Origin of the sequence: Sporolactobacillus caesalpiniae (genome assembly GCF_040513385.1) — a bacterium.
Lineage (GTDB): Bacteria > Bacillota > Bacilli > Bacillales > Sporolactobacillaceae > Sporolactobacillus.
Genome location: NZ_JBEVCB010000003.1, coordinates 1 through 24,016, shown reverse-complemented (window position 1 = coordinate 24,016; position 24,016 = coordinate 1). Strand labels below are relative to the sequence as shown.

Genomic DNA, 24,016 nt, shown 5'->3' with positions numbered 1-24,016 from the left:
AGCAAAATAAGTATATGATCTTGGTCTTGCAGATACTGGGATAAGTGACGTTTTATCAATATACTGACCCCAGACACGAAAGCTCCTGCATTCTGTGGAGATAAGGACTCTGGACTATGCACAGTTTTTCTAATAAAAAATATAACGAGGTTCATGGAATTTAGAGAATAGAAATTATTTCAATAAAAGAGAACATCTCAGGATAGTCTAATAAAAAGAAAAAAAAGCCAAAAGACTTTTATACATATTTATTTACTTGGTTTTGTTGTACACTATAGGTACTCAAAAAAAATTTAGTAAATAGATTCATTGGAGGGATTATGGTGGCATTGAAAGGTACGGACCGCGTAAAGCGCGGTATGGCGGAGATGCAAAAAGGCGGCGTGATCATGGATGTGGTCAACGCCGAGCAAGCAAAAATAGCCGAAGAGGCAGGCGCGACAGCGGTAATGGCGTTGGAACGTGTCCCATCTGATATCCGGAAAGCGGGCGGAGTTGCTCGTATGGCAGATCCAACTATTGTGGAACAAGTGCAGAATGCTGTCTCAATTCCGGTTATGGCTAAAGCGAGAATTGGTCATATTGTTGAGGCGCGCGTCCTCGAAGCGATGAAAGTAGATTATATCGACGAGAGTGAAGTGCTGACCCCGGCAGATGATGTGTTTCATATAGATAAAAAGGCGTACACCGTTCCTTTCGTTTGCGGATGCCGTGATCTTGGCGAGGCAGCGCGTAGAATCGGTGAAGGCGCAGCGATGCTTCGAACGAAAGGTGAACCGGGAACGGGTAATATTGTGGAAGCGGTTCGGCATATACGCCTTGTCAACAGCCAGGTTCGAAAGGTTGTTGCTATGTCTCCTGACGAATTGATGGTTTTTGCTAAGGAATTAGGCGCACCATACGAAATTCTCTTACAGATTAAAGAAGCAGGACGGCTGCCGGTTGTTAACTTTGCAGCCGGTGGAGTGGCTACCCCAGCGGATGCCGCATTGATGATGGAGCTTGGTGCCGATGGAGTTTTTGTTGGCTCAGGTATTTTCAAATCTGAAAATCCATCAAAATTTGCTCGATCAATTGTTGAGGCGACTACGTATTATCAGGATTATGAACGAATTGTTGAATTATCCAAAGGTCTCGGCGCGCCGATGAAGGGAATTGATATGAGCCATCTAGAGCCTTCCGAGCGCATGCAGGATCGCGGAATTTGAGGTGAACCAAAACTATGTCTGTTAAAATTGGTGTGCTCGCGCTTCAGGGCGCAGTCAGTGAACACGTACATGCACTTGAATGTTCCGGAGCGCAAGTATCGCTTGTGAAAGATGTGGACGACCTGGAGGGCTTACATGGGCTGGTGCTTCCCGGCGGTGAAAGCACGATGATGCGTCGAATGATGGATCGCTACGGTCTATTTGAAGCGGTGCGACAATTTTCTGAGCGGAAACCTGTTTTCGGTACATGTGCGGGATTAATCTTAATGGCAAAGAAGATTGAAGGAAGAAAAGGGCCACATTTGGCATTATTGGATATTGATGTAAAGCGAAATGCCTTCGGACGCCAAGTTGACAGTTTCGAAGCGGTACTTTCAATTAAAGGAGTCAGTGAAAATTATACAGGTGTGTTTATTCGCGCGCCGTATATCAAAAGTGCTGCTGAAAATGTGGATGTACTAGCTACTTTTGAGGAACATATTGTTGCTTGCCGTCAAGGACGCTTTCTCGCCTGCGCTTTTCATCCGGAATTGACCGATAATCCTGCGCTGCATCGCTACTTTGTTCAAATGGTGAATGAATACAGTTAACCGCTTGCTTTTTTTGATACAGTAGTGTAAATTTTAAATTAGTTAATTTTCAGAGCTTGATGACAGGAAAAAGTAGTATCTGTTTCCTTAAATAGAGAGCCGCGTTTGGTGGAAAGCGGTGAAGGATCAAATGCGAATCCATCCTTGAGAGTTTGGATCAGTCTATGGGCTGATCACACGGATCATTACCGTTATCAATGACTAAAGCGGCCGGCAAGACCGTTGAACATCGTGCCGGCAATTTGGGTGGCAACGCGGGTTACATCTCGTCCCTATCAGTACAGGGGACGGGATTTTCTATTTTTATACAAATAATAATGTACAAAAATGAAGGATTAGCGGTATTTAGTTTAAGAAAAATAAAGACTTAGCCGGTATCAAAAGACTTTGCTTTGCTTCGTTTTTCTTCAGGAGAAACAAACAGTTGACTAATTCATTGCCAAATATTAACTAATGCGGTACATTGCGTACACTCTATTAAGGAAGTGCTTATACTCTTTTATCGGATATACGGACGACGCAAGTATAAGAAAAAATAGAAAATGATAAAAATCTTCACTAGTGGAGCTGAAGGAAGGTGATCAAAACACATAAAATTAAACTATACCCTAACGCAACCATGAAGCGTCATCTTGACCAGTTGTTCAACTACCACAGATATTGTTGGAACTTGGCTCTTGAAACATGGAATACTCTGTATGAGTTACATCTTATTGACAAAGAAAATAATAAAAAGCCTAATGAGTACGCTGTGCGAAATGAACTAGTTGCACACAAAGAAGATTGGCAGTATGGATTATCCGCAAGAGTCTTGCAACAATCAGTGGCATCATTAAGCAAGGCTTGGAAGAACTTTTTTAATCCACAAATGCCTCACCATGATCGGCCTAAATTCAAGTCAAAGAAGTTGAGCAAGAAATCATTTACTACGGATCGAGCGAAGATCAAGAACGGCAAGTTAATGCTTGATAAGCCTCGCGGTATAAATGTCTTATGGTATGGCATTAAGATGGCAGAATCACCACGATTCGAAGGACAAATAAAGATGGCTACAGTTGTTGAAGAAGCAGATGGGTTATACGCATGTCTCAGTATCGACACCAACGATAATGAGTTAAGCCAAGGAAAAGATGTCGCAGGCGTTGACGTAAATATTGGACACTTCAATTACAATGATGGCAAAACGATCAGTACTTTACCTGATCATTTAATTAAATTATATGAGCGCATCACGCATTATCAAAGACTTCTCGCTCGAAAAAGAGTTTCGAATCCGAATCAGTTCAGAAGTACTAACTATCGTAAAGTGAGAACCAAACTTAAACGATCGTACCAAAGAATTGCTCGGATTCAAGAAGATCTTTTAAAGAAGTTTGTCCATCAATTAAGCACGGATTTCCACACGATTTGTATTGAAGACTTGGACGTCAATCGGATGAAGATGAATAAGCGTCTAGCGAAGAACATTCACCGTTCCATGTTTCGAAAATTTAGAGACATGATCCAATACAAAAGTGAATGGATGGGTAATCGTTTCGTTGTGGCGGATCGTTATTACCCGAGTACACAAAGGTGTTCGCATTGCAATCATGTTAAAACAGGAAAAGATAAAATGACATTGCAAGGCGACACCATCTATCACGAGCATCATACGTACCGTTGTTATGAATGCGGAACTGTGATGAATCGTGATGAAAACGCAGTAAACAATTTGATTCACTACGCAGTAGGGCTTACTACTGAGGGTGCACAATCCACCTAAGAGGGTTCGAGAGTTGGTCCATGTGATAAGGTGTCCCTCACCCATTCAGAATACCAATGATGACAGGACTGACTAAAATGGAAGATACACAAATAGATGATGTGTATCTGATTGAATACATTATAGAAAGCAGGCAGAAAAGCAATGCTCGACATGAAAAGATTGCGAGATCATTATGATGAAATCAAGGGAAAATTAAATAAAAGAGGTGAAGATCTCAGCGATTTTCAACGGTTTCCCGACTTGGACAACAAGCGCCGTGAATTGATCAGCCAAACCGAAGTTCTGAAGGCGAAACGCAATGAAGTGTCCGCACAAGTTGCAGCCAAAAAACGCGCCAAGGAAGATGCACAGGAGCTGATCACTTCAATGAGAGAGGTCAGTGCCAGCATCAAGGAAATGGACAGTGAGCTCAGTCAAATTGAAGAAGAATTGAAGCAAGTTATGCTGTCCATTCCAAATGTTCCACATGAAACAGTTCCGGTGGGTGCCGGTGAAGACGATAACAAACCGATTCGTTTTTGGGGTGAGACGACCAAATTTGCCTATGAACCAAAAGCGCACTGGGATCTTGCCACGAATTTGGATATTCTTGACTTTGAGCGCGCTGCGAAAGTAACCGGCAGCCGATTTGTCTTTTACAAAGGATTGGGTGTCCGTCTGGAACGCGCACTGATCAGCTTCATGCTTGATCTGCACGAGGATCAGCATGGTTATGAAGCAATCATGCCGCCTTACATGGTAAATCGGGCGAGCATGACCGGTACCGGTCAGTTACCGAAATTTGAAGAAGACGCCTTTAAAATTGCTGATGATCGGGATTATTTCTTGATCCCAACAGCCGAGGTTCCCGTTACGAATTATTATCGTGACGAGATTTTAAGCGGGGATCAATTGCCTGTCGCTTTTGCGGCGTACAGCGCATGCTTCCGTTCTGAAGCCGGATCCGCGGGGCGCGACACACGCGGCATCATCCGTCAGCACCAATTCAATAAGGTCGAGCTCGTTCGATTTGTAAAGCCAGAAGACTCATACAGCGAACTGGAGAAATTGACCGGGCATGCTGAGGAAGTGCTGCGTTTACTCAACTTGCCTTATCGGGTGATTGCAATTTGTACGGGTGATTTAGGATTCACGGCTGCGAAAAAGTACGATCTTGAGGTATGGATTCCGAGTCAAAATACGTACAGAGAAATTTCGTCTTGCAGCAATTTTGAGGATTTCCAAGCGCGCCGCGCGAATATCCGCTTCAGGCGCGGTCCAAAGACGAAACCTGAATTTGTGCATACGCTCAATGGTTCTGGTCTTGCTGTTGGCCGTACGGTTGCGGCCATTCTGGAAAATTATCAACAAGAAGATGGCAGCGTGATTATTCCTGAAGCACTTCGTCCATACATGAAGAACTTGGAACGAATCACACCGAAGGACTAAGTTCATTTTGATCAAATGCATAGGAGGTGCGCCATGGCTCTTCATCAGAAAGTGAACAATGATGCCAGACTGACAAAAATGATTGACGATCTGGGGATCTCGTTAAATCCCGGCAAACCTAAAGCATCCAAAGATGAAGAAGATCGAGAAGCAAAACAGAATACAAGCGAAGAAGATAAGAACTAAAAAAAGCGCAGGCGCGAGATATAAACTCGCTCCGGCGCTTTTTCACTATTAGCTGCTGCAATCTGCCGTTTCGCTCAACAGTCCCTGAATGCGCATCGCAATCGCATCCGCCGAACCAGGATCGTTGACCACATCATAGTCGTCGATATTGATTTTTAATACCGGACAGATGGAGAAATGGCTGATCCATTGTTCATAGCGGTCAAACATTTCCTGCCAATAACTGTGGGGAGTTTCTTTTTCCAAACCGCGTCCGCGCTGGCAAATTCGATTAACAGTCGCGTCCAAAGAGCCGTGAAGATAGATCAGTAAATTGGGATGGCGGAAATAAGGCGTCATCACCATGGCTTTAAAAAGGCTAGAGTAGGTTCGGTAATCCGCATCAGACATTGTTCCTTTTTCGTGGTGCATCTTCGCGAAAATCCCGGTGTCTTCATAGATTGAGCGATCTTGAATAAAGTTATCGGTACTTGTCGCGATCTTCTGTGTTTCTTTAAAACGTTCGCCGAGAAAGAAAATCTGCAGATGAAATGCCCAGCGTTCAAAGTCCTTATAAAATAAATCAAGATAGGGGTTTCCGTCCACTTTTTCAAAGGATGTGTGATAGTTCAAGCGGTTTGCCATGGCTGTGGCAAAAGTTGTTTTTCCGATGCCAACCATGCCCGCGACAGAGATTAATTTATTTGTTGGTGATGTGGATTTGATCATTAGTGACGTCCTTCCATGATGCATTTTGAAAAACAGGAACGCGTATACAATTTGTTTATAAGTGTATCATCTAAAAAGCGCAAAAAAAAGTAATAAATGTCGATTTATTGTGCATAAAAAAATAGAATTTGGTCGATAATTGAAGAGGCATAATACTAAACTAATGATTAGTGAACTTGACAGAGGAATGTTGATATACCAAGGAAGAATCCGTTTACAATCCTACGATTTTATTGACACTATATGGGTATTGTGCTATATTGTAATAAACCATTTTACTACTTAATATAAGATCTGGATGTAAGAATGAAGACCCTTCCTAGAAGTGTAGTAGTTTTTACTTCTGGAAAGGTCTGTTTTTTATGTACATGTTTTTGTTGTTAAATGGTGGATGGTTTTAGTTCACGCGCGGGCAGCGCAACGTTTTAGGGAGGCAGTTACACATGCAAAACGGTAAAGTAAAATGGTTCAACGCAGAAAAAGGCTACGGTTTCATTGAAGTTGATGGCGGAAATGATGTATTCGTACACTATTCTGCAATCGAAGGCGACGGTTTCAAAACGCTTGAAGAAGGTCAAGAAGTTAGCTTCGAAATTGTTGAAGGTAACCGCGGACCTCAGGCAGCAAACGTTACAAAACTGTGATCTTCGGCCATAACCGATGATGCGGAAGCAGTCCTCTCTAAAAAAGGGCTGCTTTTATTTGTGGCTCAACGGGCAATGCCCTGTTCAAAGCCTCTCTTTTTCTGTATAATACACTATGTCGCAAAAAAATTGTGCGATCCGCGGCTCTGTAGCTCAGTGGATAGAGCGTCGGTTTCCTAAACCGTGCGTCGCAGGTTCGATTCCTGCCAGGGCCATAATAGAAAGTTGTGAGAGAACCCTTGATTATAAGGGGTCTTTTTTTTTGCAATAAGAATGAATAGGGCGATGATCGGGCAAGGGTATTTCAGATATTGAGTTGTGGGGTTTTGGATAATCTCTCAGAAAAATTAAGTTAACTTTTAGTGGAATGCAAAGGGGTTTCATTGTAGCTAAAGGCATAGATAATGGTTGGCGAGAATCCTTGTCCTAAACGGCGCGCTGAGATATTGACGGTTTTAAGAAAATAGACAAGTTGATTTTCTGTTATAATACAGCACTTATCTGTGGTATAGTATGAATGTTTGTTTTTATTTCATCGCAGAGAGCTGGGTTTATTCATGACAGTTAGTTGGCTAGGGGCCATTATCGGTTTAATTTTGGCTATTCTATTAATATTAAAGCACTTGAATCCCGTCTATGCATTATTTGCCGGAGCGATCATCGGAGCGTTGATCGGCGGTGCAAATCTTACGGAAACGGTTGATCTTGTTGTTAGTGGCACGGCTAGTGTGACGGGTACGATTGTTCGGGTACTTGCCGCGGGTGTTCTAGCCGGTGTGATGATGGATACTGGTGCGGCAGAACGGATTGCGCGGACAATTGTTGATCGCTTCAGTGATCGAATGGCGTTGTTTTCACTTGCTCTTGCGACAATGATTATTACAGCGGTTGGTGTATTTATTCCGGTCGCAGTCATCATTGTTGCCCCGATTGCACTTTCAGTTGGTGAAAAGTTGGGATTTACAAGATTGAGCCTTCTTTTGGCATTAAGTGGGGGAGGAAAAGCGGGCAATATTATTTCGCCTAATGCCAATACAATCATGGCTGCTAAAGGATTTCATGTTGATTTATCTCAAGTCATGATCCATGGCTTGATTCCTGCCCTGTTTGGTTTAATTGCAACGGTTATCATTGCTTCAATTATTAAGAAACGTGGCGAGAAGGCAGTTGCACCTGCACGGAAAAGTGAAGAGGACTCGACTGATCGTCTGCCAAGTTTTGGACAAGCTATTGTAGCTCCGGCAGTAGCTATTATTGTTCTAATGCTGAATCCGATTGGTGATATTTTTCATATTGCTTTTTTAAAGAGCTTTCAGATCGATGCGATGTATATTCTACCGATTGCGGGAATTATCGGTTTAATTGCTATGAAAAAAACAGGACGCATGATGATTTATATTTCTTCGGGTGTCGAGAAAATGACAGGCGTCGTCATGATTTTAATTGGCGCCGGAGCACTAGCCGGACTGATTGCCTCTTCAAACCTTAGTGAGGTCATTGTGCATGGCGTGAACTATTTCGGGGTTCCTGGCATCTTGCTCTCGCCTATTTCAGGAATTATGATGGGAGCGGCTGTTGCCTCGACATCTACGGGTGTCATTATTGCAACCCAATCGTTCGCACATTCAATTCTGAGTTTCGGCGCGTCACCAGTGGGTGCTGCTGTAATGATGCAGACGGGAGCTGTAACAATTGATCAGCTTCCTCAGGGAAATTATTTCCACGTAACACGGGCTGCCATGGGGATGAGCATTAAGGAACGTCTGACACTTGTTCCTTATGAGGCGCTCGTTGGGTTAACGATGGTTGTTGTATCAACGATAATATACGGTGTCATTCTGTAAAGAGGTGGAAACGATGGAACCAACATTTGTACTCGCACCAGATTCATTCAAAGAAAGTATGACAGCAAAAGAAGTTTGTAAGGCTATGGAAAGAGGATTACGAACAGTTTATCCGGATGCCCGCTATGTGCATGTCCCGATGGCTGATGGCGGAGAAGGAACAACACAATCGCTTGTTGATGCAACGAAAGGGCAAATAATTCATCAGGAAGTTACCGGTCCCTTGGGCAAGCCTGTAACGGCCTCAATCGGCATTTTAGGAGATCAGCCGGACACGGCGGTCATTGAAATGTCGAGCGCGAGCGGTATTCAACTTGTACAGCCGGGAGACAGGGATCCTGAAGTAACGACAACGTATGGAACAGGAGAACTGATTCTTGCATGTCTGAATCGAGGCATTCGTCATATTATTATTGGGCTTGGCGGCAGTGCTACCAATGATGGCGGTGCAGGCATGGCTCAGGCACTTGGGGTGAAGTTGCTTGATCATGAAGGAAGGGAATTGCCTCATGGAGGAGGAGCGCTGGCACGATTAGCTCGAATCGATCAATCAGCAGTTGATCCGCGAATAGAGCAGCTGAAAATCGAGATCGCATCGGATGTGAAAAATCCGCTTTGCGGGCCACAAGGTGCCTCCCATGTTTTCGGTAAACAAAAAGGCGGAACACCCGATGTTTTAAAACAGCTGGATGCTAATCTCGCACATTACTCAATGCTGATTAAGCGTGATGCGGGAAGAGATATCGCTGATGTTCCAGGCAGCGGCGCAGCAGGCGGGCTAGGTGCGGGAATGTTGGCATTTACTCATGCATCGATCGCTTCGGGTATTGAATTGGTTATAAAGTACACGCATCTGGAACACTATGTATCAGATGCTGACTATGTGATTACTGGCGAGGGAAGTATTGACGAGCAAACGCAATATGGCAAAACACCTTTTGGCGTTGCACAGGTAGCAGTCCGACATGATAAACCAGTCATTGCGCTTGCCGGTCATGTAGGTAAAAAAATTGATACACTCTATTCTAAAGGATTTACTGCGGTTTTCGGGATTGTCTCCGGCAGCATGTGTTTAGAAGAAGCACTGAAAAGTGGACCGGAAGCAGCTGCCAGAACCAGTGAAAACATTGGCCGTCTCATTAAGAACGTGCGTAAACTTTAATAGAATCAGTCACAAATTCTCGAATAAAAAAGTGATCCAGTGTATACTGGATCACTTTTTTATGTGCGCCCGGCATGGACGACAGCTAGGCGGTGAAAGTCCGCTACAGGCTTGGCAGTAGGAACTGTTAGCCAAAGGCAAGGGTGTCCACCGTGAGGTGGAATCTGAAGGAAGCCGGAGGCAAACTTCTGGGCTGATGAACAAGAACTGCATACTAAGGCTGAATAGAGACGGATAAGCCTGCGTAACAAGGTGAAGTCCAATACTGCCCGAATCTCAAACAGTATATGCAGCAGCCACATGGAAGGAAAGCGGTCGTTCTTACCCGGGGAGATCTTACAGGGGCCTCCGACAAGAGGAAAGAAAATTTCCACAGAAGCAACCGAGCCAGTGATGGTTTGGTGAACTGTAAGAAGTCAGCAGAAGCCATAGTAGTCCGACAGGACGAAGGGCTGAACAATAGTAATCTTGGAAGCAGCGGAGGTGTGAGTCATGCGACAATCACAGACAACATCAAAAGATGGCTATCTATCGAAGAATAGGATGGAATCCGAAGGTACGGTAGAAGTGTGCAGTACGACTCACGGTGAAACTGAAAGAAGAGATGGTGTGCATGATCTCATCACGAGAATCACCGACCGAATGAACTTAAATCGAGCCTATAAGCGTGTTAAGGCGAATAAAGGATCAGCCGGAATTGATGGAATGACCGTTGATGAACTCTTTCCCTTTCTCATGCGAAATAGGGATGAGCTTATCCAACAGATCACGAATGGCTCGTACGAGCCACAACCGGTAAAACGTGTGGAAATTCCCAAACCCGATGGATCAAAAAGAAACCTTGGCGTTCCGACTGTTTGTGACCGACTGGTGCAACAAGCGATCCTTCAAGTGATGGAACGAATCGTTGATCCGACGTTCTCAGACAACAGCTTTGGCTTCCGCCCGCACCGCAGTGCCCATAACGCAATGAAACGCGTCAAGGCTTACTACGAAGCAGGATATAGATATGCGGTGGATCTTGATTTAAAAGCCTACTTTGACACAGTGAATCATGATCAGTTGATGTATTGCGTGGAAAAACGGATTAAGGACAAAATCGTCCTTCAACTCATTCGCAAGTTCCTGCGCAGTGGTGTGCATACGAATGGAAAGGTTGTACCGACCGAGGCCGGTGTTCCCCAGGGGGGGAATCTCTCGCCCATTCTAGGCAACATTTATCTTGATCAACTGGACAAGGAACTGGAACGAAGAGGACATAAGTTTGTTCGCTATGCCGACGACTGTACGATCTACGTCAAAAGCAGAAGAGCGGGCGAACGAGTCATGAAGAGCATCACCACCTTTCTGGAAGATAAACTGAAACTAACCGTCAATCGGGAGAAAACTCAGGTCGGCAGCCCAACGAAACTTAAATTTCTTGGATTCTGCCTGCACACGACCAAGCAGGGATTGGGATTTCGCCCCCACATCAAGTCGAAAAAGCGCTTTGAGCGAAAGCTCAAACAACTGACGAAAAGAAGCCGAAGCGGTAACATCCGTGGGATCGTTAAAGAAATTAATGAAGTAACCACAGGATGGATCAACTACTATGGCATAAGCTATATGAAGAGCTATATTCGGCATATTGATCAGTGGCTCCGGCGAAGAATTCGCCAGATCATTTGGAAACGTTGGAAGAAAGTCAAGACGAGATATAAAAGTCTCATGAAACTTAACGTTCCAAAACCAAAAGCATGGGAATGGGCAAATACACGAAAAGGCTACTGGCGCATCGCCTGTAGCCATATCTTACATCGGTCGATCACAAACAAAATACTCGAACAGGTGGGACTCAAAAATCTAGTCCATCTGTTCGAGCATGTACACTTAAGCTATTGAACCGCCGTATACGGACCCGTACGTACGGTGGTGTGAGAGGTCGGAGAAATTATCTCCTCCTACTCGATGCAATTTAAATTGACTGTTAGATGGATACAGAAACTAACTCAGAATGATTACTTGTTTTCTCGAAGGTGTTTATGGAACCATAATAATTCATCATGTTTTGATTGAAACGTTGATAGTCACTTGGTGTCAATGTAAGTATATATCCTGAAGTTTTCCCGGGAGAGCTGTATTTAGAGATGCTGCCTGGACTACGATGAAATGTATTTTTTGTCCCGACAGTAACATTAAGCGGCGTAGCTGTGAGATCTAATCGAATAACAGAATTATTTTTTAAGTGCACTAAAATTGTTCGGTTGCTTCGAAAGGAATAGGAATGAACCAATTGTTCCGTCTTAATACTCTGCGCTGCTTTGTAGTCGATCACTTCTCCGTATACAGCCAGACTTGCGATGACGAGAACAACTGCTGCTAATACTGCAATACCAATACGCTTGCTAAACAATGTACTTTTCATGGTCAATGAATGCCTCACTCTGTTTGATTTCAATGTCACAAACATTATCACAAAAACGACAAATAATCTACACAGAATGTACACAATTTTATTGATGATACATATAAATTTTTTTCATGAGCTAGTGCGTACGGATGAAATCAAATTTCATTTTAGATCCTGAATGTGTCGAAGCACGCGCTCTGCTTGTACGATTTGATCTTTGAGATAGGGTGGTGTTTGCGGATAATCCAGTATTTCTTTGGTTGTCATCCAGTAAAGATTGGCAACTTCATCGGCACTGACGGCATGCGGCATGCCAGATTTCGGACTGCATAAAAAGATTGCCTCAAGCGCGCATCGTCCTTCAGGAAGGAGAAACGAGGCGCTTTTTACGTACGTGAGCTCACCTACCTCAATTGCAATTTCTTCTTTAATTTCGCGGCGCAGCGCATGTTCCAAAATATCATTTGGCTGATCGTTCAAATCCACTTTTCCACCGACGAGCGCAAGCATTCCGGCAGCGTGTTTTTCTCTTTCACTGCGTTTAATAATCAGCCAGCGTCCCTCATGATAAATGGCGGCCTCAACGATGACAAGAAACATCGAATTCCTCCGATCACATTTCTTTTTTTCTTCATTATAGAGCATTGTCGCTGTTCTTGAATGTCTCTCTTAAGTTTGTTACAGTCAAAAGTAATTTATTGGTTAACTTAAGAAGGGGCATGAGAATGACAAAGGTGACTGCTGTTGTTACGGGAGGATCAGGCTCGTTGTTTCTCACTTGGGCTTGACGCAGCGGGTAATTGGTTAGAGGAATTTTCGGATGTCTTCACGAAGTACATTATTGACGAGTAGTGGGCGGCTATTGATCAAATAAACCGACATGTAACATTTAAAGCGACTTTTTCGTTTATACAGATATAAAGGCAAAGGAGGAGGCAGCAGATTGAACAGCCAATTGGAAAATCAAGCTCGGGATGACGCGTTTACGCAGCGCATTCGTCCGCATATGACGATGATGCGCAGGCAGTGCATAAGACTTGCGGGGAATACTTGGGATGGCGACGACCTTTTTCAGAGCGCGATGATGAAATGTTTCAAGGCGTGGCAGGAGTGCGAGACACGGCTGCTCACGAAGGCGTATGTCTTTCGCATCATCTCAAACACATGGATTGACGATCACCGAAAAGTGCGCGTGGCGGAACAGACTCAGGATTCATTTGATGATGTCGCTGGGCGCAGTGAAGAAAAGAACACAAGCGACCATTTCGCTGCGGCGATGAAAATCGTGCTTGAAAAGTTAAATGCAAGGCAAAGACTGGTATACTTAATGCAGGCCGGTTTGGGACTGACCGCATCTGAAGTTGCCAAGCGATTGGGAGAGACCGAGGGTAATGTGCGTGTCATTTATCATCGAGCGAAAAGGCGCATTGCATCCCATCAGCCGAGCTTGGACGCGCATCTTGGTGAGCGGCATTTGGCACGTTACATCAGTGCTTTTCAAAGCGGTGATCCGGATCAGCTGCTTACCCTTTATCATGAGGAAACGCGCCTGCATAATGCGCGTAAATCCGGTTTCGGCGGCTCTGGCATTACCTGCCGACTGGCTGCTTAAAAATAAAATAATTGAATTGAATTACAGGGAGGAATTACTGTGTCGTCATTTTTTATTCCATATGTCATTGAACAATCCAGCCGCGGGGAACGTTCCTACGACATTTACTCGCGTTTGCTGAAAGACCGTGTCATTTTTCTTGGTTCGGAGATCAACGATGAAGTTGCTAATAGCATTGTTGCACAGCTCCTTTTCTTAGCCTCTGAGGATTCGGAAAAGGATATCTCCATTTACGTCAACAGTCCAGGCGGCTCGGTGTCTGCCGGCTTTGCAATCCTAGACACGATGAATTTTATTAAGCCGGACATTCAGACGATTTGTGTAGGCATGGCTGCGTCAATGGCTTCAATCATCCTGACGTCGGGAACAAAAGGCAAACGCCTTTCGCTTCCAAACGGCGAAGTGATGATTCATCAGCCGCTCGGTGGCGCGCAAGGTCAGGCAAGTGATATCGAAATCAGTGCGCGACACATTTTGAAAACGAAAGAAAAGCTGAACAAGATTCTTTCGGAGACATCGAACCGGAGCTACGAACAGATCCTGAAGGACACGGATCGCGACAACTTCCTAACGGCTGAACAAGCGAAAGAGTATGGCTTCATCGATAAAATCATTAAAAAATTGTAAAGAAGTCATTCGGTCTGGCGTGTCACAATGCGCCAGGCTTTTTTATTTCCAGTATTTTCTGCTTTATTCTTGTACATCATGCTGATCTCAAGTACCCTAAACTTGGGGGGAACGCGACATGAAAAGGGCTCTTTTTATAATCCTGGGATGCCTGATCATCTTTGCTGTTATTGGCGGAGCAGGTTATCTCTTTTATCAGAAACAGCAGCATAACGAATTACGTCAGCAGACGGCGGAAAAAATGATTGAAAAAATTAATCAGGCGGATCCTAGTGACAAGAAAAATCCATTTGGCGAGGATAAAAAGATCAATGACTTGACCGATGACGACATGCAGCTGTTCATCCATGAAATGGCGCATCAAAAGGTAAAGGCCGATCAGAAATGGGGCTACATTCGAATCACGCAAAATCGATTAAATTGGCTGTACCGCTCGCTAAAAAAGAATAAGTTTACTGATGAAAAGACGTACCGGGCAATTTTAACACGTTGGAAGAATGGTGACTATTCCAAAGCGGTTCAGGATCATAATACGATATGGAAGCTGCAGGGCGGCACGATCGGAAAGGCTACAGGTCTGTTGTCTCCTGCAGAGGAGAAGCGTTACATAGAGACGCAGAGCAAAAAGTGATTCGCCTGATGAATAGAAAAAGCAATGCCGCACATAATAAAACCACCTTTTGAAAAGGAGGTTTTGACCTTGGTGGATAAGCCGGGAACACGATACAGTGTGCAGAAAGAAGAGGAACTATGGCCGGCGGCGGATCCTTCGCACGCATCGAAGCGTCCGGACGGGAGCATAAATACCCGCCCCGGTGAACGGATGTTTTCTGCACATGATAAGCAGCGTCATCACGATCATACGGAGGGATGACAGGTGAAAGAGCCGGGCAGAACCGATGAAATGATCAAGCGTTTCGGCACTTTTCATGCCAGACATTCGCCGAATCAAGTGAACGGCGAAACGCAGCAGACACAATCAGGAAAAATTCTTGAGGTCAATACAAGGCGCCACCAAAAGTAAAACCGGATCAAAAGGTGAGGAAGGCGGCTCTCTAAAAAGGGGCCGTCTTTTCTTCTGTTTTTTGATTTTTTAAATTTTCTTTGTATAATAAATGTAAGCATTTTAAATTTGTTTATTGTTGCATAAAGATAAGTGGACAACGGAAACTTTTGATGAAAATCAGACGTATGTATATTACAAGCCTTTAAGGAGGATGAGCGTTCATGGTTGAATTTGCATCACATGCGGTTCGCAAACCGTACTCGAAATTGTTTGCAGCATTTTTTTCCGGACTGCTTGCGACAACAGTTGGTCTTTATTTGGGACAATATGTCTCTGACGCATTGCGGTTGCCGCTGTGGATCCTGGAAATCGGCATGATTTTCATGATGATGTTTGTGAGAAAGCGTAAAGCGGTCGGCTATCTGTTGATGTATGGGTTTATGTTCATCTCGGGAATTACTTTGTACACAGCCGTCAATTACTACACGCATTTACTTGGCGGGCCGCTTGTGCTTCAGGCATTCGCGGTAACAACGGTATCGTTTGGCGCTATTGCGGTCTATGCGATGGTAAGCAAACGCGACTTCTCGTTTCTCGGCGGGTTTCTGTTTGTCGGTTTAATCGCGCTGATTGTTGTCTCGTTGTTCAGTGCTTTTTTCCCGGTATCAAGCATGACGGCGCAGATTTATTCAGGACTCGGCATTCTCATTTTCGTCGGGTATACGTTATTTGATTTCAGCCGATTGACGGTGCGCGGGTTTTCGGATGAAGATATTCCGATGATTGTTGTATCCATCTATTTAGACTTCATCAACCTGTTCCTGTACATTCTGCAGTTTATCGGTATCGGATCGAAAAACTAAAACTTTATTCGGATAAGAAGGAGGCGCTGCGGTGCCTCTTTTTTGCTTTTTTTGAGCGTTATCACTTTTACGTATAAAAGTATAGCGTTTTGGTTTGTTGACATGACGATAAGGTCATAAGTTTGGTTGGGCGATCAGGTAAGCACCCAATCTGAGAAATAAACGGAAAAATTCCGCTTAACTAGAAAATGAATAAAAAAATCCCTTAAAATAGACGGATAAATTCCGCTTATCGAATCGAAAAACGTGAAAATGGAGGGTTTTTCTGTGTATAAGCGGAAAAATTACCCTTATGTACCCGTGAACCAAGCGCCATGATGCATATAACCGGAAAAATTCCGCTTATTTTGCTCGTTACTTAATGAGCGACCAGAATGCTTAATAAAACAGAAATGTCTGTTCAAGTACAAGGCTGATGATTCAAAACGGCATTTGGAGCAAAGGAACTTTCGACTTAAAGGAGTTTTCGTATGTAAGGATCTTTCGCTAAGTACGCATACGTCCTGCAAGCAACGCGAAAGTCACCACATCCTGTGAAAGTACGTCCTGCAAGCAACGCGAAAGTCACTGCATCCTGCGGAAGTAAGGACCGTGCGCTTTTTGCCCGGTTCTTCTTATTTTTTTAGAAACGGCTATTTTTTCTTTTACGAGATTAGGCACTTTCGTTATACTAGACAAGATGGACAAACATACATATGGAGGAGATGCACGTGGCAGGACGTATCGTTCAAACGAACGAAAAACTTCCTTTGATTGAAAGTATTCCTTTAAGTTTGCAGCACTTATTTGCGATGTTCGGTTCTACGGTTCTGGTACCTCTTATTTTTAAAGTCGATCCGGCAACCATTCTGTTGATGAACGGAATCGGCACCTTACTTTATCTAGCGATTTGCCGCGGAAAAATCCCGGCTTATCTGGGCTCAAGCTTCGCATTTATCTCCCCGGTGCTCTATGTGTTGGGGAACGGTGGTTATGAGGCGGCGCTCGGCGGCTTCATCGCGGTTGGTGTGGTATTTATCCTGGTATCATTCATTATTAAAGTGGCCGGCACAGGCTGGCTGGATATTGTCTTTCCACCTGTGACGATGGGTTCGATTGTCGCTATTATCGGATTGGAATTAATTCCGGTCGCGGCGCAAAGCGCGGGCCTGATCAGCAACGGCACGCCGAAATGGGCGCCGGATGCAGCAACGATCACCACGTCGCTTCTGACGTTGGCGATTACACTGCTCGGCTGGGTACTGTTCCGTGGTTTTCTGAAGATCATTCCGATCTTGATTGGCATTATTGGCGGCTATATTATTGCGGCATTTGCCGGTCTAGTAAAATTCCAACCGGTACTTGATGCTCACTGGTTCTCATTGCCGACCTTTTATCGTCCTGAATTTGATTGGTCGGCAATCGCGGTGATCCTTCCGGCAGCGCTCGTGGTCATTGCAGAGCATATCGGTCATCTGATTGTGACAGGCAATATTGTCGGCAAGGATCTGATGAAGGATCCGGGTCTTGACCGTTCTATGTTGGGAAATGGTATTTCAACCATCATTTCAGGTTTTGTAGGCGCGACACCGAACACGACCTATGGTGAAAATATTGGTGTCCTGGCAATCACACGTGTCTATTCGACTTGGATTATCGGCGGCGCGGCGGTGATTGCTGTGGTGCTGTCGTTTGTCGGCAAACTCTCAGCGTTGATTTCAACGATTCCACCAGCAGTCATGGGCGGCATTTCACTGATGCTTTTCGGTGTCATTGCTTCCAACGGTTTCCGTATTTTTGTGGAAAAGCAGGTTGACTTTGCTAAAGCGCAGAACATGATTCTAAGCACGGTGATTTTTGCGACCGGAATCAGCGGCGCAACGATCAATCTCGGACCGGTTGCGCTTAAGGGCATGGGTCTTGCGACGATTGTCGGCGTACTGCTCAGTCTGTTCTTCGCATTGATTAACAAACTGCATTTATCTAATGAAGAAGAATAATCTTGTTATTCTTATTAAGAGAGGCACTCTCCTAGCGGGGGTGTCTCTTTTTACATTGAATTCTGCGGCATCATTCGGTATACTGCTGTTCAGACAGGAGGGGTGTCCATGTGCTTAGAGGATGAACGGTTTATGGAAGTGGCGATTGCTGAGGCAAGGAAAGCAGAAGAAATCGGCGAAGTGCCGATCGGTGCGGTGATCGTGCAGGGCGGCGAAGTGATCGCGCGCGGGTATAACCGACGCGAACAGCTTCAGCAGCCAACCGCGCATGCCGAATTGATGGCAATTGAAGCGGCAAGTCGAAAGCTCGGCACATGGCGTTTGTCCGGCTGCACGCTCTATGTCACATTGGAGCCGTGTCCGATGTGCGCTGGAGCTATTGTTCTGTCGCGCATCGACCGCTTGGTGTACGGCGCGGCCGATCCAAAGGCGGGATGCGCCGGCACTCTGATGGATTTGATTCAAGAACCACGCTTCAACCATCGCGCAGAAGTCGTGGCCGGTGTGCTCGGCGATCGATGCGGACGGATGCTCAGCGATTTTTTTCGCAAGTTGCGTAAGCGCAAGAGAAAATAAGTAAAAGAGGATGAACCACCGCGTGAACACTTGTGTGCGGACAATGCTCATTAACGCCTGCTCCGCACACATGAATTGCAGCAGATAATCCTCTTCTCTATTTTGTGAGCTGCTCCTTTCGTTTCAGAATTTCTATATAGAGTCCGGTTACGGTTTGAGTCACCAGGAAAACGATTAAGGAATAGGAAATCTGGTAACCGCGCTGCAATGAAATGATACCCATTGCTATGAACCCCCATTGCATGAGCACACCAAAAACAGACCAGGCCAGAATATAGATAAGGAACGCGTATTTTCGGATCTGGAAGACCTCATAAAAGTAAATGAAGAAATAGCCGAACGGAGCAAAGAGCAAATAATAAAGAACATCAAACAGCTCATAGTGGTTAGAATCATTGACTTTATAGAAATCCATAAGGCCGCCGCCGAGCGTGAAATCAAAGATAGTGCCCACCATAATGCCCCACAGCAGACCGAAAACAGCGATATGCGGTTTTAATTTCTTAGGAAAAAAAAGCACAGCAGCAAAAAATGCGACCAAAAGTATAATCAGATAAATTTCATTTTTATCAAAATGTTCATTGATCATCACGATAAATGGACCTCCTTGTTCATTAGATGATGATAGCCCTTTAGGATCATGTAGGTAATCCAATGGAGTGCTGCCAGGTATAATCCGTCATACCATACATTCCATTTTACAAAATGGGTGATCGATAAATAGCGGCCGATACTTATCCATAATTCCAGAAGAAGGACAGAGAATAGGCAAATAAGCCATTTACTGAACAATCGGTCGCGGCGCATCATAAAATTCAGTGCAGCCACAATGACTAACGGGAGCGTAACGCTGCGGTTAAATACATACGCAGTGTAATTGAGTGGGTTTGACGAGTGGACGATCAGGCGCAACTCATCATAAATAATCCAAGACCAATTTATATTTAGAATAGTAATGACAATAAAGGCCACAGTATTTTCAATAATTGAAAGGCTTTTTTTCATAAAAAAAACAAACCGATCACCAGCCAGGCAATAAACAGTGCAAACATAAATCCCAATGCGCTCACCCTCATTTTCTTTTTTTATGTCTATTAGCCATTCCCATTGCCCAATAAAAAATACACCGCGTGCCGTTTTTAAAGTCAAGCCGCAACTGGTTGTGTAAAAGTTTTTTTGTGGGAGATAATTTTCTATGGTAATTGTTGTTTTTCAAGGTTGATGGAAGTATGGTGCGAGGCTCCTATAGCAAGCAAGTGATTGAGTCCCTGTTTAAAAGCTTCAAAAACAAGATTACTTTTGTGGAATTCTGCAAAAAGTTCGACACATATGCAGCAGATGCAAAGCTTGCTCTTCCGCATGTTTTATGATAAACTAACCATCGTCGTACCGATTAGTTAAGCAGGGTTTGAATCAGTTATATATACCTCGAGAAGAAAAATCATTGTTTAATGTTGATGTTACGGTATTTGGCTGTGGAGGCGTACCCAAGTTGGCTGAAGGGGACTGACTCGAAATCAGTTAGGGCGTCGTTCGGCGCCGCGGGGGTTCGAATCCTCTCGCCTCCGCCATTAATTTGTTATCCAATTAGCCGTGCTAGATGGGGAGGTAGCGGTGCCCTGTAACTCGCAATCCGCTGTAGCGAGGTTGAATTCCTTTCGCGAGGTCTCGACATTGTGAGGCAGCCTTAAGCACGTGGTGTTGACGTTCGGGTCCCGCGCAACGGAAACTCATGAACCCTGTCAGGTCCGGAAGGAAGCAGCAGTAAGTGAGACCTTTCGTGTGCCGCGGGGTTGCCCGGGCTGAGCCGGCGACTTGAGAAGCGCTCGTGATGTCTTGATCGACGAAAGGTGCACGGCGTTAAAAATAAACCAACAAGAGCTATCGAAGCTGATCTTCGGTAGCTCTTGTTTTTTCATGGAGAAAGAATAGTGCCGCAGTTTCTTTCAAACACGGTAACCGTTATAATGAACGTATATCATTAACGCCGAACGTATTCGGTGAAAGGAGGAGAAAGATGGCGTATCAGGCGCTTTACAGAGTCTATCGGCCCCAAACTTTTCATGATCTTGCCGGGCAGCAGCATATTGCTCAGACTCTCCAGAACGCGCTGACCAAACAGCAATTTTCTCACGCTTACCTCTTCACCGGACCGCGCGGAACAGGAAAAACGAGCGCCGCTAAGATTTTTGCGAAGGCGATCAACTGTGAACATGCTCCGGTGGCGGAACCATGTAATGAATGTGCGGCTTGCCGGGGTATTACCAGCGGAAGCATTGCCGACGTGATCGAAATTGATGCCGCGTCAAACAATGGCGTGGATGAAATACGCGATATTCGTGATAAAGTAAAATATGCGCCGAGTGAAGTCCGCTACAAAGTTTATATCATTGATGAAGTGCATATGCTGTCAACGGGTGCCTTTAACGCATTGTTGAAAACCTTGGAAGAGCCGCCGGAGCATGCGGTGTTCATCCTTGCGACAACAGAACCGCAGAAAATACCGCTTACGATTATTTCGCGTTGCCAACAATTTGATTTTCGCCGCATCCCTTCATCAGAGATTTTTGAGCGCCTGCGTTTTGTTGTTCAGAATCAGAAAATCGATGCGGAGGATGAAGCGCTTCAGCTGATCGCTAAGGCGAGTGAAGGCGGGATGCGTGACGCGCTGAGTGTATTGGACCAGACTGCTGCCTACAGCGAAGCGACCGTGACGGTTCAAGATGTGCTTGACGTGACGGGTATGGTTGCGGGCCTCATGGTTCGGGATTTGATTGACTTGCTGGAAGCCGGCGGCGCGGCCGGAGCGGTTGGAAAGATCGGTGAGCTGCTGGATCAGGGCAAAGATCCTCTAAGGCTAATAGAGCAAGTGCTTTTTTATTATCGAGATCTTTTGCTTTATAAAACATCTCCGGAACTTGAGGATTTGCTAAGCCGCCCTCATGTTGATGATGATTTTCGCAAGCAGGCGGAGGTTGTGCCTGCTGAACGGCTTTTTCAGGTCATTAACCAACTAAATAGCGCATTTATTGAAATGAAGCGTACCAACCACCCGCGTATTTTACTTGAGATGGCGGTTGTTCGATTATGCCAGCCGTCAGAGTTAAGCAATCCCAATGCGGGAACAGCTTCCGTACCTTCCGCGCTGGAAAAAAGAATAGACAACCTTGAAAAGCAAGTACGGCAGTTATCTGTCGCGCCGCAACCCGTGCATCAGCAAGAACAGCATCAGGAGCAGAGTCACACGCGTGCACCGCGAAGAAACAAAGCTCTGCGTATTCCAACCGCGCATATTAACCGTGTGCTTACTGACGCGACCAAAGAGGAATTGGTTGAATTGCGCTCCGTTTGGGCTAAGGTTATGGCAAAAATCCGTTCTGAAAATGTGGCCGCACATGCCTGGATGATGGAAAGCCAGCCGGTTGCCAGTTCCGCTGAGGGATTTGTGCAGGCCTTTAAATATGATTTCCATTGCCAGATGGTTATGGAAAATAAGAATAATATAATGGGCCTCGTTCAATCCATTGTTCAGGACGTGACTCAGAAACAAAAAATCATGTATCCTATTCCTGAGGAAACATGGAAAACAATGAAGAAAGAATTTATTGCACGCTCAAAATCAAGTCAGGACGATAACGGTGAGAAGAAGGAAGAAGATCCGATCATCGCAGAGGCGAAAAAGCTTGTGGGTCCTGATTTGCTTGATATAAAAGATTAATGAATTATGGAGGCGATTGATATGATGCGAGGAAATATGAACAACATGATGCGTCAAGTGCAGAAAATGCAAAAACAAATGGCTGAAGCCCAGGATAAATTGAAAGATGAAATTGTTGAGGGTACGGCCGGGGGCGGCGTTGTTACCGTTAAGGCGAATGGTCAGAAGCAAATCGTGGATGTAACCATTAAGCCTGAAGCTGTAGACCCAGATGATGTGGAAATGCTGCAGGATCTTATTGTTGCCGCAGTTAATGACGCGTTTGCTCACGCGGATGAACTGGCAACAAAACGTTTAGGCAAATTTACTCAAGGATTAAATCTTCCGGGCATGTAAGCCGTCGGTATTTTGAAGCGATAAGACAGTAAATTTCTTAAACCAATGAACCGGACTCGCTGTTCGTTCATTTATTAGAGGATCTTTGACAAAGAGCGGAAGGAGATCGGTGATGCACTATCCTGAACCGATTGCGAAATTGATTGACAGTTTTATGAAGCTTCCAGGCATTGGTCCGAAAACGGCAGTGCGCCTCGCTTTCTTTGCAGTCGAGATGAATGAAGAAGACGTTATGGACTTTGCTCGCTCGCTTGTTGATGTAAAGCGAAAGTTAGTTTATTGTTCAGTTTGCCAAAATATCAGTGATCATGATCCATGTTCTATTTGTGACGATTCCTCTAGAGACCATTCCACCATCTGCGTCGTGCAGGATCCAAAGGACGTGGTAGCGCTTGAGAAAATGCGTGATTACCACGGTGTGTATCATGTACTCCACGGGGTGATTTCGCCCATGGATGGCATTGGTCCGGAGGACATTAAGGTTGCGGAATTGATCCATCGTCTTGAAGACGAAAATGTAAAGGAAATTATTCTCGCGACGAATCCGACGGTAGAAGGCGAAGCGACAGCGATGTACATTTCACGTCTAGTGAAGCCAATCGGTGTCAAAACATCGCGCATCGCTCATGGGCTGCCGGTTGGCGGCGATCTGGAATACGCGGATGAAGTAACGCTCTCTAAGGCGTTGGAAGGACGCAGAGAGCTCTGATTCTAGTTCGCAGCTAATGTAGTAGTGAACAGGTGATTATTGGAGATGGTGGGGATGTTTGGCAGAAAGAAAGGCACCTTGCGTAAAGAGATGAATGAATCACTTCTTGCCCTTCTTTATCAATGCAAGACAGAGTGGATGACCAAGAAGAAGGTAATCGATGCTAGCATCGATCCTTCTGATGAAGTGCTTCATCAGTTGAAGCTGGCTGAAGCTAAATATTTTTGTTTGTTAAAAGAAGTTCGCGCGCGAAAATCGTTCATGAATGAATAAAGTTCTAAACAGGACATGCCTTCATACCTTAACTAATGAGAACATCTATGGGATAAACCTAGATCTTCTATTACTTTGGGTGGGGAGGCATGTCTTTTGGGTAATTACTTATTTTTAATTATTGGTGTAATGATCGTATTTCTTATCATCATGACTGCAGGGGCTTCATTTCATCCTATGAAGTGGGTCGGCAGACTGGCGATCCGTTTTGTTGTTGGCGCGTTGCTGCTGTTTCTGCTGAATGTCATTGGAGAATCTTTCAGTATGCACATACCAATAAACCTTGCCACGGCTGCAGTCAGCGGGTTGCTAGGTATCCCTGGTATTGCGGCACTAGTTATCATAAAGTTCTCGCTGGGCTCATGAGCGGGGGCTTTACTATAAGAACGTATA

27 protein-coding genes, 2 tRNA genes, 1 other RNA gene and 1 other annotated feature are annotated in these 24,016 nt (G+C 44.8%); of the genes, 25 read left to right on the top strand and 5 right to left on the bottom strand.

Annotated features, from left to right (window positions below):
• Positions 1-320 precede the first annotated feature (320 nt).
• From pdxS to ABWW58_RS06240, 5 genes are all read left to right on the top strand, one after another.
• Complete coding sequence (pdxS, locus tag ABWW58_RS06260) at positions 321-1,208, top strand: pyridoxal 5'-phosphate synthase lyase subunit PdxS (protein ID WP_510770841.1); 888 nt, start codon at positions 321-323, stop codon at positions 1,206-1,208.
• Between the two features lie 14 nt (positions 1,209-1,222).
• Positions 1,223-1,798, top strand: a complete 576-nt coding sequence (gene pdxT, locus ABWW58_RS06255; protein ID WP_093670972.1) for a pyridoxal 5'-phosphate synthase glutaminase subunit PdxT — start codon at positions 1,223-1,225, stop codon at positions 1,796-1,798.
• 50 nt (positions 1,799-1,848) lie between these two features.
• Positions 1,849-2,075 (top strand) — a binding site (T-box leader).
• 300 nt (positions 2,076-2,375) lie between these two features.
• Positions 2,376-3,560 (top strand): RNA-guided endonuclease InsQ/TnpB family protein, encoded by a 1,185-nt coding sequence (locus ABWW58_RS06250; RefSeq protein ID WP_353868326.1) that lies wholly within the window; start codon positions 2,376-2,378, stop codon positions 3,558-3,560.
• Between the two features lie 144 nt (positions 3,561-3,704).
• The gene (gene serS, locus ABWW58_RS06245; RefSeq protein WP_353868325.1) at positions 3,705-4,991 is read left to right on the top strand and encodes a serine--tRNA ligase; all 1,287 of its coding nucleotides are present in this window, start codon (positions 3,705-3,707) and stop codon (positions 4,989-4,991) included.
• Positions 4,992-5,024: 33 nt separating this feature from the next.
• Positions 5,025-5,177, top strand: a complete 153-nt coding sequence (locus tag ABWW58_RS06240; protein WP_353868324.1) for a hypothetical protein — start codon at positions 5,025-5,027, stop codon at positions 5,175-5,177.
• A 48-nt stretch (positions 5,178-5,225) separates the two neighbouring features.
• Here the strand turns inward: ABWW58_RS06240 and ABWW58_RS06235 are convergent, their stop codons facing one another.
• A complete protein-coding gene (locus tag ABWW58_RS06235) occupies positions 5,226-5,885 on the bottom strand; it encodes a deoxynucleoside kinase (protein WP_353868323.1) in 660 nt (219 codons plus the stop codon).
• Positions 5,886-6,328: 443 nt separating this feature from the next.
• Between ABWW58_RS06235 and cspD the strand changes: the two genes are divergently transcribed.
• From cspD to ltrA, 5 genes are all read left to right on the top strand, one after another.
• Complete coding sequence (gene cspD, locus ABWW58_RS06230) at positions 6,329-6,529, top strand: cold-shock protein CspD (RefSeq protein WP_093670966.1); 201 nt, start codon at positions 6,329-6,331, stop codon at positions 6,527-6,529.
• Positions 6,530-6,671: 142 nt separating this feature from the next.
• Positions 6,672-6,744 (top strand) — tRNA-Arg (locus tag ABWW58_RS06225).
• Positions 6,745-7,086: 342 nt separating this feature from the next.
• A complete protein-coding gene (locus tag ABWW58_RS06220) occupies positions 7,087-8,373 on the top strand; it encodes a GntP family permease (RefSeq protein ID WP_353868322.1) in 1,287 nt (428 codons plus the stop codon).
• A 13-nt stretch (positions 8,374-8,386) separates the two neighbouring features.
• Positions 8,387-9,535, top strand: a complete 1,149-nt coding sequence (locus tag ABWW58_RS06215) for a glycerate kinase family protein (protein WP_353868321.1) — start codon at positions 8,387-8,389, stop codon at positions 9,533-9,535.
• A gap of 492 nt (positions 9,536-10,027) precedes the next feature.
• Complete coding sequence (ltrA, locus tag ABWW58_RS06210; protein WP_353867335.1) at positions 10,028-11,416, top strand: group II intron reverse transcriptase/maturase; 1,389 nt, start codon at positions 10,028-10,030, stop codon at positions 11,414-11,416.
• An 85-nt stretch (positions 11,417-11,501) separates the two neighbouring features.
• On the opposite strand, the gene ABWW58_RS06205 is transcribed toward ltrA, so the two are convergent.
• On the bottom strand, positions 11,502-11,939 hold the full coding sequence (locus ABWW58_RS06205; RefSeq protein WP_353868320.1) for a hypothetical protein: 438 nt from the start codon (positions 11,937-11,939) through the stop codon (positions 11,502-11,504).
• A gap of 147 nt (positions 11,940-12,086) precedes the next feature.
• The gene (locus tag ABWW58_RS06200) at positions 12,087-12,524 is read right to left on the bottom strand and encodes an NUDIX domain-containing protein (protein WP_353868319.1); all 438 of its coding nucleotides are present in this window, start codon (positions 12,522-12,524) and stop codon (positions 12,087-12,089) included.
• A 343-nt stretch (positions 12,525-12,867) separates the two neighbouring features.
• On the opposite strand from ABWW58_RS06200, the gene ABWW58_RS06195 reads away from it, so the two are divergent.
• From ABWW58_RS06195 to tadA, 8 genes are all read left to right on the top strand, one after another.
• Positions 12,868-13,536: a sigma-70 family RNA polymerase sigma factor gene (locus ABWW58_RS06195; RefSeq protein ID WP_353868318.1), complete on the top strand. Its 669-nt coding sequence runs from the start codon at positions 12,868-12,870 to the stop codon at positions 13,534-13,536.
• A gap of 39 nt (positions 13,537-13,575) precedes the next feature.
• On the top strand, positions 13,576-14,163 hold the full coding sequence (gene clpP / locus ABWW58_RS06190) for an ATP-dependent Clp endopeptidase proteolytic subunit ClpP (protein ID WP_093670958.1): 588 nt from the start codon (positions 13,576-13,578) through the stop codon (positions 14,161-14,163).
• A 118-nt stretch (positions 14,164-14,281) separates the two neighbouring features.
• Positions 14,282-14,794 carry a DUF6241 domain-containing protein gene (locus tag ABWW58_RS06185; protein WP_353868317.1) on the top strand — a complete coding sequence of 171 codons (513 nt, stop codon included), beginning with the start codon at positions 14,282-14,284 and terminating at the stop codon, positions 14,792-14,794.
• 99 nt (positions 14,795-14,893) lie between these two features.
• Positions 14,894-15,037 carry a small acid-soluble spore protein K gene (gene sspK, locus ABWW58_RS06180; RefSeq protein WP_425441040.1) on the top strand — a complete coding sequence of 48 codons (144 nt, stop codon included), beginning with the start codon at positions 14,894-14,896 and terminating at the stop codon, positions 15,035-15,037.
• 3 nt (positions 15,038-15,040) lie between these two features.
• A complete protein-coding gene (locus tag ABWW58_RS06175) occupies positions 15,041-15,187 on the top strand; it encodes a YpzG family protein (protein ID WP_353868316.1) in 147 nt (48 codons plus the stop codon).
• A gap of 203 nt (positions 15,188-15,390) precedes the next feature.
• Complete coding sequence (locus ABWW58_RS06170; protein ID WP_353868315.1) at positions 15,391-16,032, top strand: Bax inhibitor-1/YccA family protein; 642 nt, start codon at positions 15,391-15,393, stop codon at positions 16,030-16,032.
• A 710-nt stretch (positions 16,033-16,742) separates the two neighbouring features.
• A complete protein-coding gene (uraA, locus tag ABWW58_RS06165) occupies positions 16,743-18,011 on the top strand; it encodes a uracil permease (RefSeq protein WP_093670948.1) in 1,269 nt (422 codons plus the stop codon).
• Between the two features lie 108 nt (positions 18,012-18,119).
• Positions 18,120-18,587 carry a tRNA adenosine(34) deaminase TadA gene (gene tadA / locus ABWW58_RS06160; RefSeq protein ID WP_353868671.1) on the top strand — a complete coding sequence of 156 codons (468 nt, stop codon included), beginning with the start codon at positions 18,120-18,122 and terminating at the stop codon, positions 18,585-18,587.
• A 97-nt stretch (positions 18,588-18,684) separates the two neighbouring features.
• On the opposite strand, the gene ABWW58_RS06155 is transcribed toward tadA, so the two are convergent.
• Entirely contained in the window at positions 18,685-19,176 is a 492-nt protein-coding gene (locus ABWW58_RS06155) for a hypothetical protein (protein WP_353868670.1), read from the bottom strand.
• A complete protein-coding gene (locus tag ABWW58_RS06150; protein WP_353868314.1) occupies positions 19,176-19,592 on the bottom strand; it encodes a hypothetical protein in 417 nt (138 codons plus the stop codon). Before ABWW58_RS06150 ends, ABWW58_RS06155 begins: the two co-directional genes overlap by 1 nt.
• Before the next feature lie 472 nt (positions 19,593-20,064).
• On the opposite strand from ABWW58_RS06150, the gene ABWW58_RS06145 reads away from it, so the two are divergent.
• From ABWW58_RS06145 to ABWW58_RS06115, 7 genes are all read left to right on the top strand, one after another.
• Positions 20,065-20,158: transfer RNA gene (locus ABWW58_RS06145), tRNA-Ser, on the top strand.
• Positions 20,159-20,178: 20 nt separating this feature from the next.
• An RNA gene (gene ffs, locus ABWW58_RS06140) (signal recognition particle sRNA large type) lies at positions 20,179-20,445 on the top strand.
• A gap of 159 nt (positions 20,446-20,604) precedes the next feature.
• A complete protein-coding gene (gene dnaX, locus ABWW58_RS06135) occupies positions 20,605-22,305 on the top strand; it encodes a DNA polymerase III subunit gamma/tau (protein ID WP_353868313.1) in 1,701 nt (566 codons plus the stop codon).
• Between the two features lie 21 nt (positions 22,306-22,326).
• Complete coding sequence (locus ABWW58_RS06130; RefSeq protein ID WP_093670942.1) at positions 22,327-22,641, top strand: YbaB/EbfC family nucleoid-associated protein; 315 nt, start codon at positions 22,327-22,329, stop codon at positions 22,639-22,641.
• Positions 22,642-22,753: 112 nt separating this feature from the next.
• A complete protein-coding gene (recR, locus tag ABWW58_RS06125; RefSeq protein ID WP_093670940.1) occupies positions 22,754-23,350 on the top strand; it encodes a recombination mediator RecR in 597 nt (198 codons plus the stop codon).
• A 54-nt stretch (positions 23,351-23,404) separates the two neighbouring features.
• Entirely contained in the window at positions 23,405-23,623 is a 219-nt protein-coding gene (locus tag ABWW58_RS06120) for a YaaL family protein (protein ID WP_353868312.1), read from the top strand.
• A 96-nt stretch (positions 23,624-23,719) separates the two neighbouring features.
• Positions 23,720-23,989: a pro-sigmaK processing inhibitor BofA family protein gene (locus ABWW58_RS06115; protein ID WP_353868310.1), complete on the top strand. Its 270-nt coding sequence runs from the start codon at positions 23,720-23,722 to the stop codon at positions 23,987-23,989.
• The last annotated feature ends 27 nt before the right edge of the window (positions 23,990-24,016 follow it).

What these genes read in the sequence shown, in the direction of transcription:
- ABWW58_RS06205 (WP_353868320.1), bottom strand. Translation starts at nt 11,939, where the DNA reads ATGAAAAGTACATTGTTTAGCAAGCGTATTGGTATTGCAGTATTAGCA.
- pdxS (WP_510770841.1), top strand. Translation starts at nt 321, where the DNA reads ATGGTGGCATTGAAAGGTACGGACCGCGTAAAGCGCGGTATGGCGGAG.
- tadA (WP_353868671.1), top strand. Translation starts at nt 18,120, where the DNA reads ATGTGCTTAGAGGATGAACGGTTTATGGAAGTGGCGATTGCTGAGGCA.
- ltrA (WP_353867335.1), top strand. Translation starts at nt 10,028, where the DNA reads ATGCGACAATCACAGACAACATCAAAAGATGGCTATCTATCGAAGAAT.
- ABWW58_RS06240 (WP_353868324.1), top strand. Translation starts at nt 5,025, where the DNA reads ATGGCTCTTCATCAGAAAGTGAACAATGATGCCAGACTGACAAAAATG.
- pdxT (WP_093670972.1), top strand. Translation starts at nt 1,223, where the DNA reads ATGTCTGTTAAAATTGGTGTGCTCGCGCTTCAGGGCGCAGTCAGTGAA.
- ABWW58_RS06150 (WP_353868314.1), bottom strand. Translation starts at nt 19,592, where the DNA reads ATGAAAAAAAGCCTTTCAATTATTGAAAATACTGTGGCCTTTATTGTC.
- ABWW58_RS06170 (WP_353868315.1), top strand. Translation starts at nt 15,391, where the DNA reads ATGGTTGAATTTGCATCACATGCGGTTCGCAAACCGTACTCGAAATTG.
- ABWW58_RS06220 (WP_353868322.1), top strand. Translation starts at nt 7,087, where the DNA reads ATGACAGTTAGTTGGCTAGGGGCCATTATCGGTTTAATTTTGGCTATT.
- recR (WP_093670940.1), top strand. Translation starts at nt 22,754, where the DNA reads ATGCACTATCCTGAACCGATTGCGAAATTGATTGACAGTTTTATGAAG.
- serS (WP_353868325.1), top strand. Translation starts at nt 3,705, where the DNA reads ATGCTCGACATGAAAAGATTGCGAGATCATTATGATGAAATCAAGGGA.
- ABWW58_RS06200 (WP_353868319.1), bottom strand. Translation starts at nt 12,524, where the DNA reads ATGTTTCTTGTCATCGTTGAGGCCGCCATTTATCATGAGGGACGCTGG.
- ABWW58_RS06215 (WP_353868321.1), top strand. Translation starts at nt 8,387, where the DNA reads ATGGAACCAACATTTGTACTCGCACCAGATTCATTCAAAGAAAGTATG.
- ABWW58_RS06155 (WP_353868670.1), bottom strand. Translation starts at nt 19,176, where the DNA reads ATGATCAATGAACATTTTGATAAAAATGAAATTTATCTGATTATACTT.
- ABWW58_RS06185 (WP_353868317.1), top strand. Translation starts at nt 14,282, where the DNA reads ATGAAAAGGGCTCTTTTTATAATCCTGGGATGCCTGATCATCTTTGCT.
- ABWW58_RS06235 (WP_353868323.1), bottom strand. Translation starts at nt 5,885, where the DNA reads ATGATCAAATCCACATCACCAACAAATAAATTAATCTCTGTCGCGGGC.
- cspD (WP_093670966.1), top strand. Translation starts at nt 6,329, where the DNA reads ATGCAAAACGGTAAAGTAAAATGGTTCAACGCAGAAAAAGGCTACGGT.
- ABWW58_RS06120 (WP_353868312.1), top strand. Translation starts at nt 23,405, where the DNA reads ATGTTTGGCAGAAAGAAAGGCACCTTGCGTAAAGAGATGAATGAATCA.
- dnaX (WP_353868313.1), top strand. Translation starts at nt 20,605, where the DNA reads ATGGCGTATCAGGCGCTTTACAGAGTCTATCGGCCCCAAACTTTTCAT.
- ABWW58_RS06130 (WP_093670942.1), top strand. Translation starts at nt 22,327, where the DNA reads ATGATGCGAGGAAATATGAACAACATGATGCGTCAAGTGCAGAAAATG.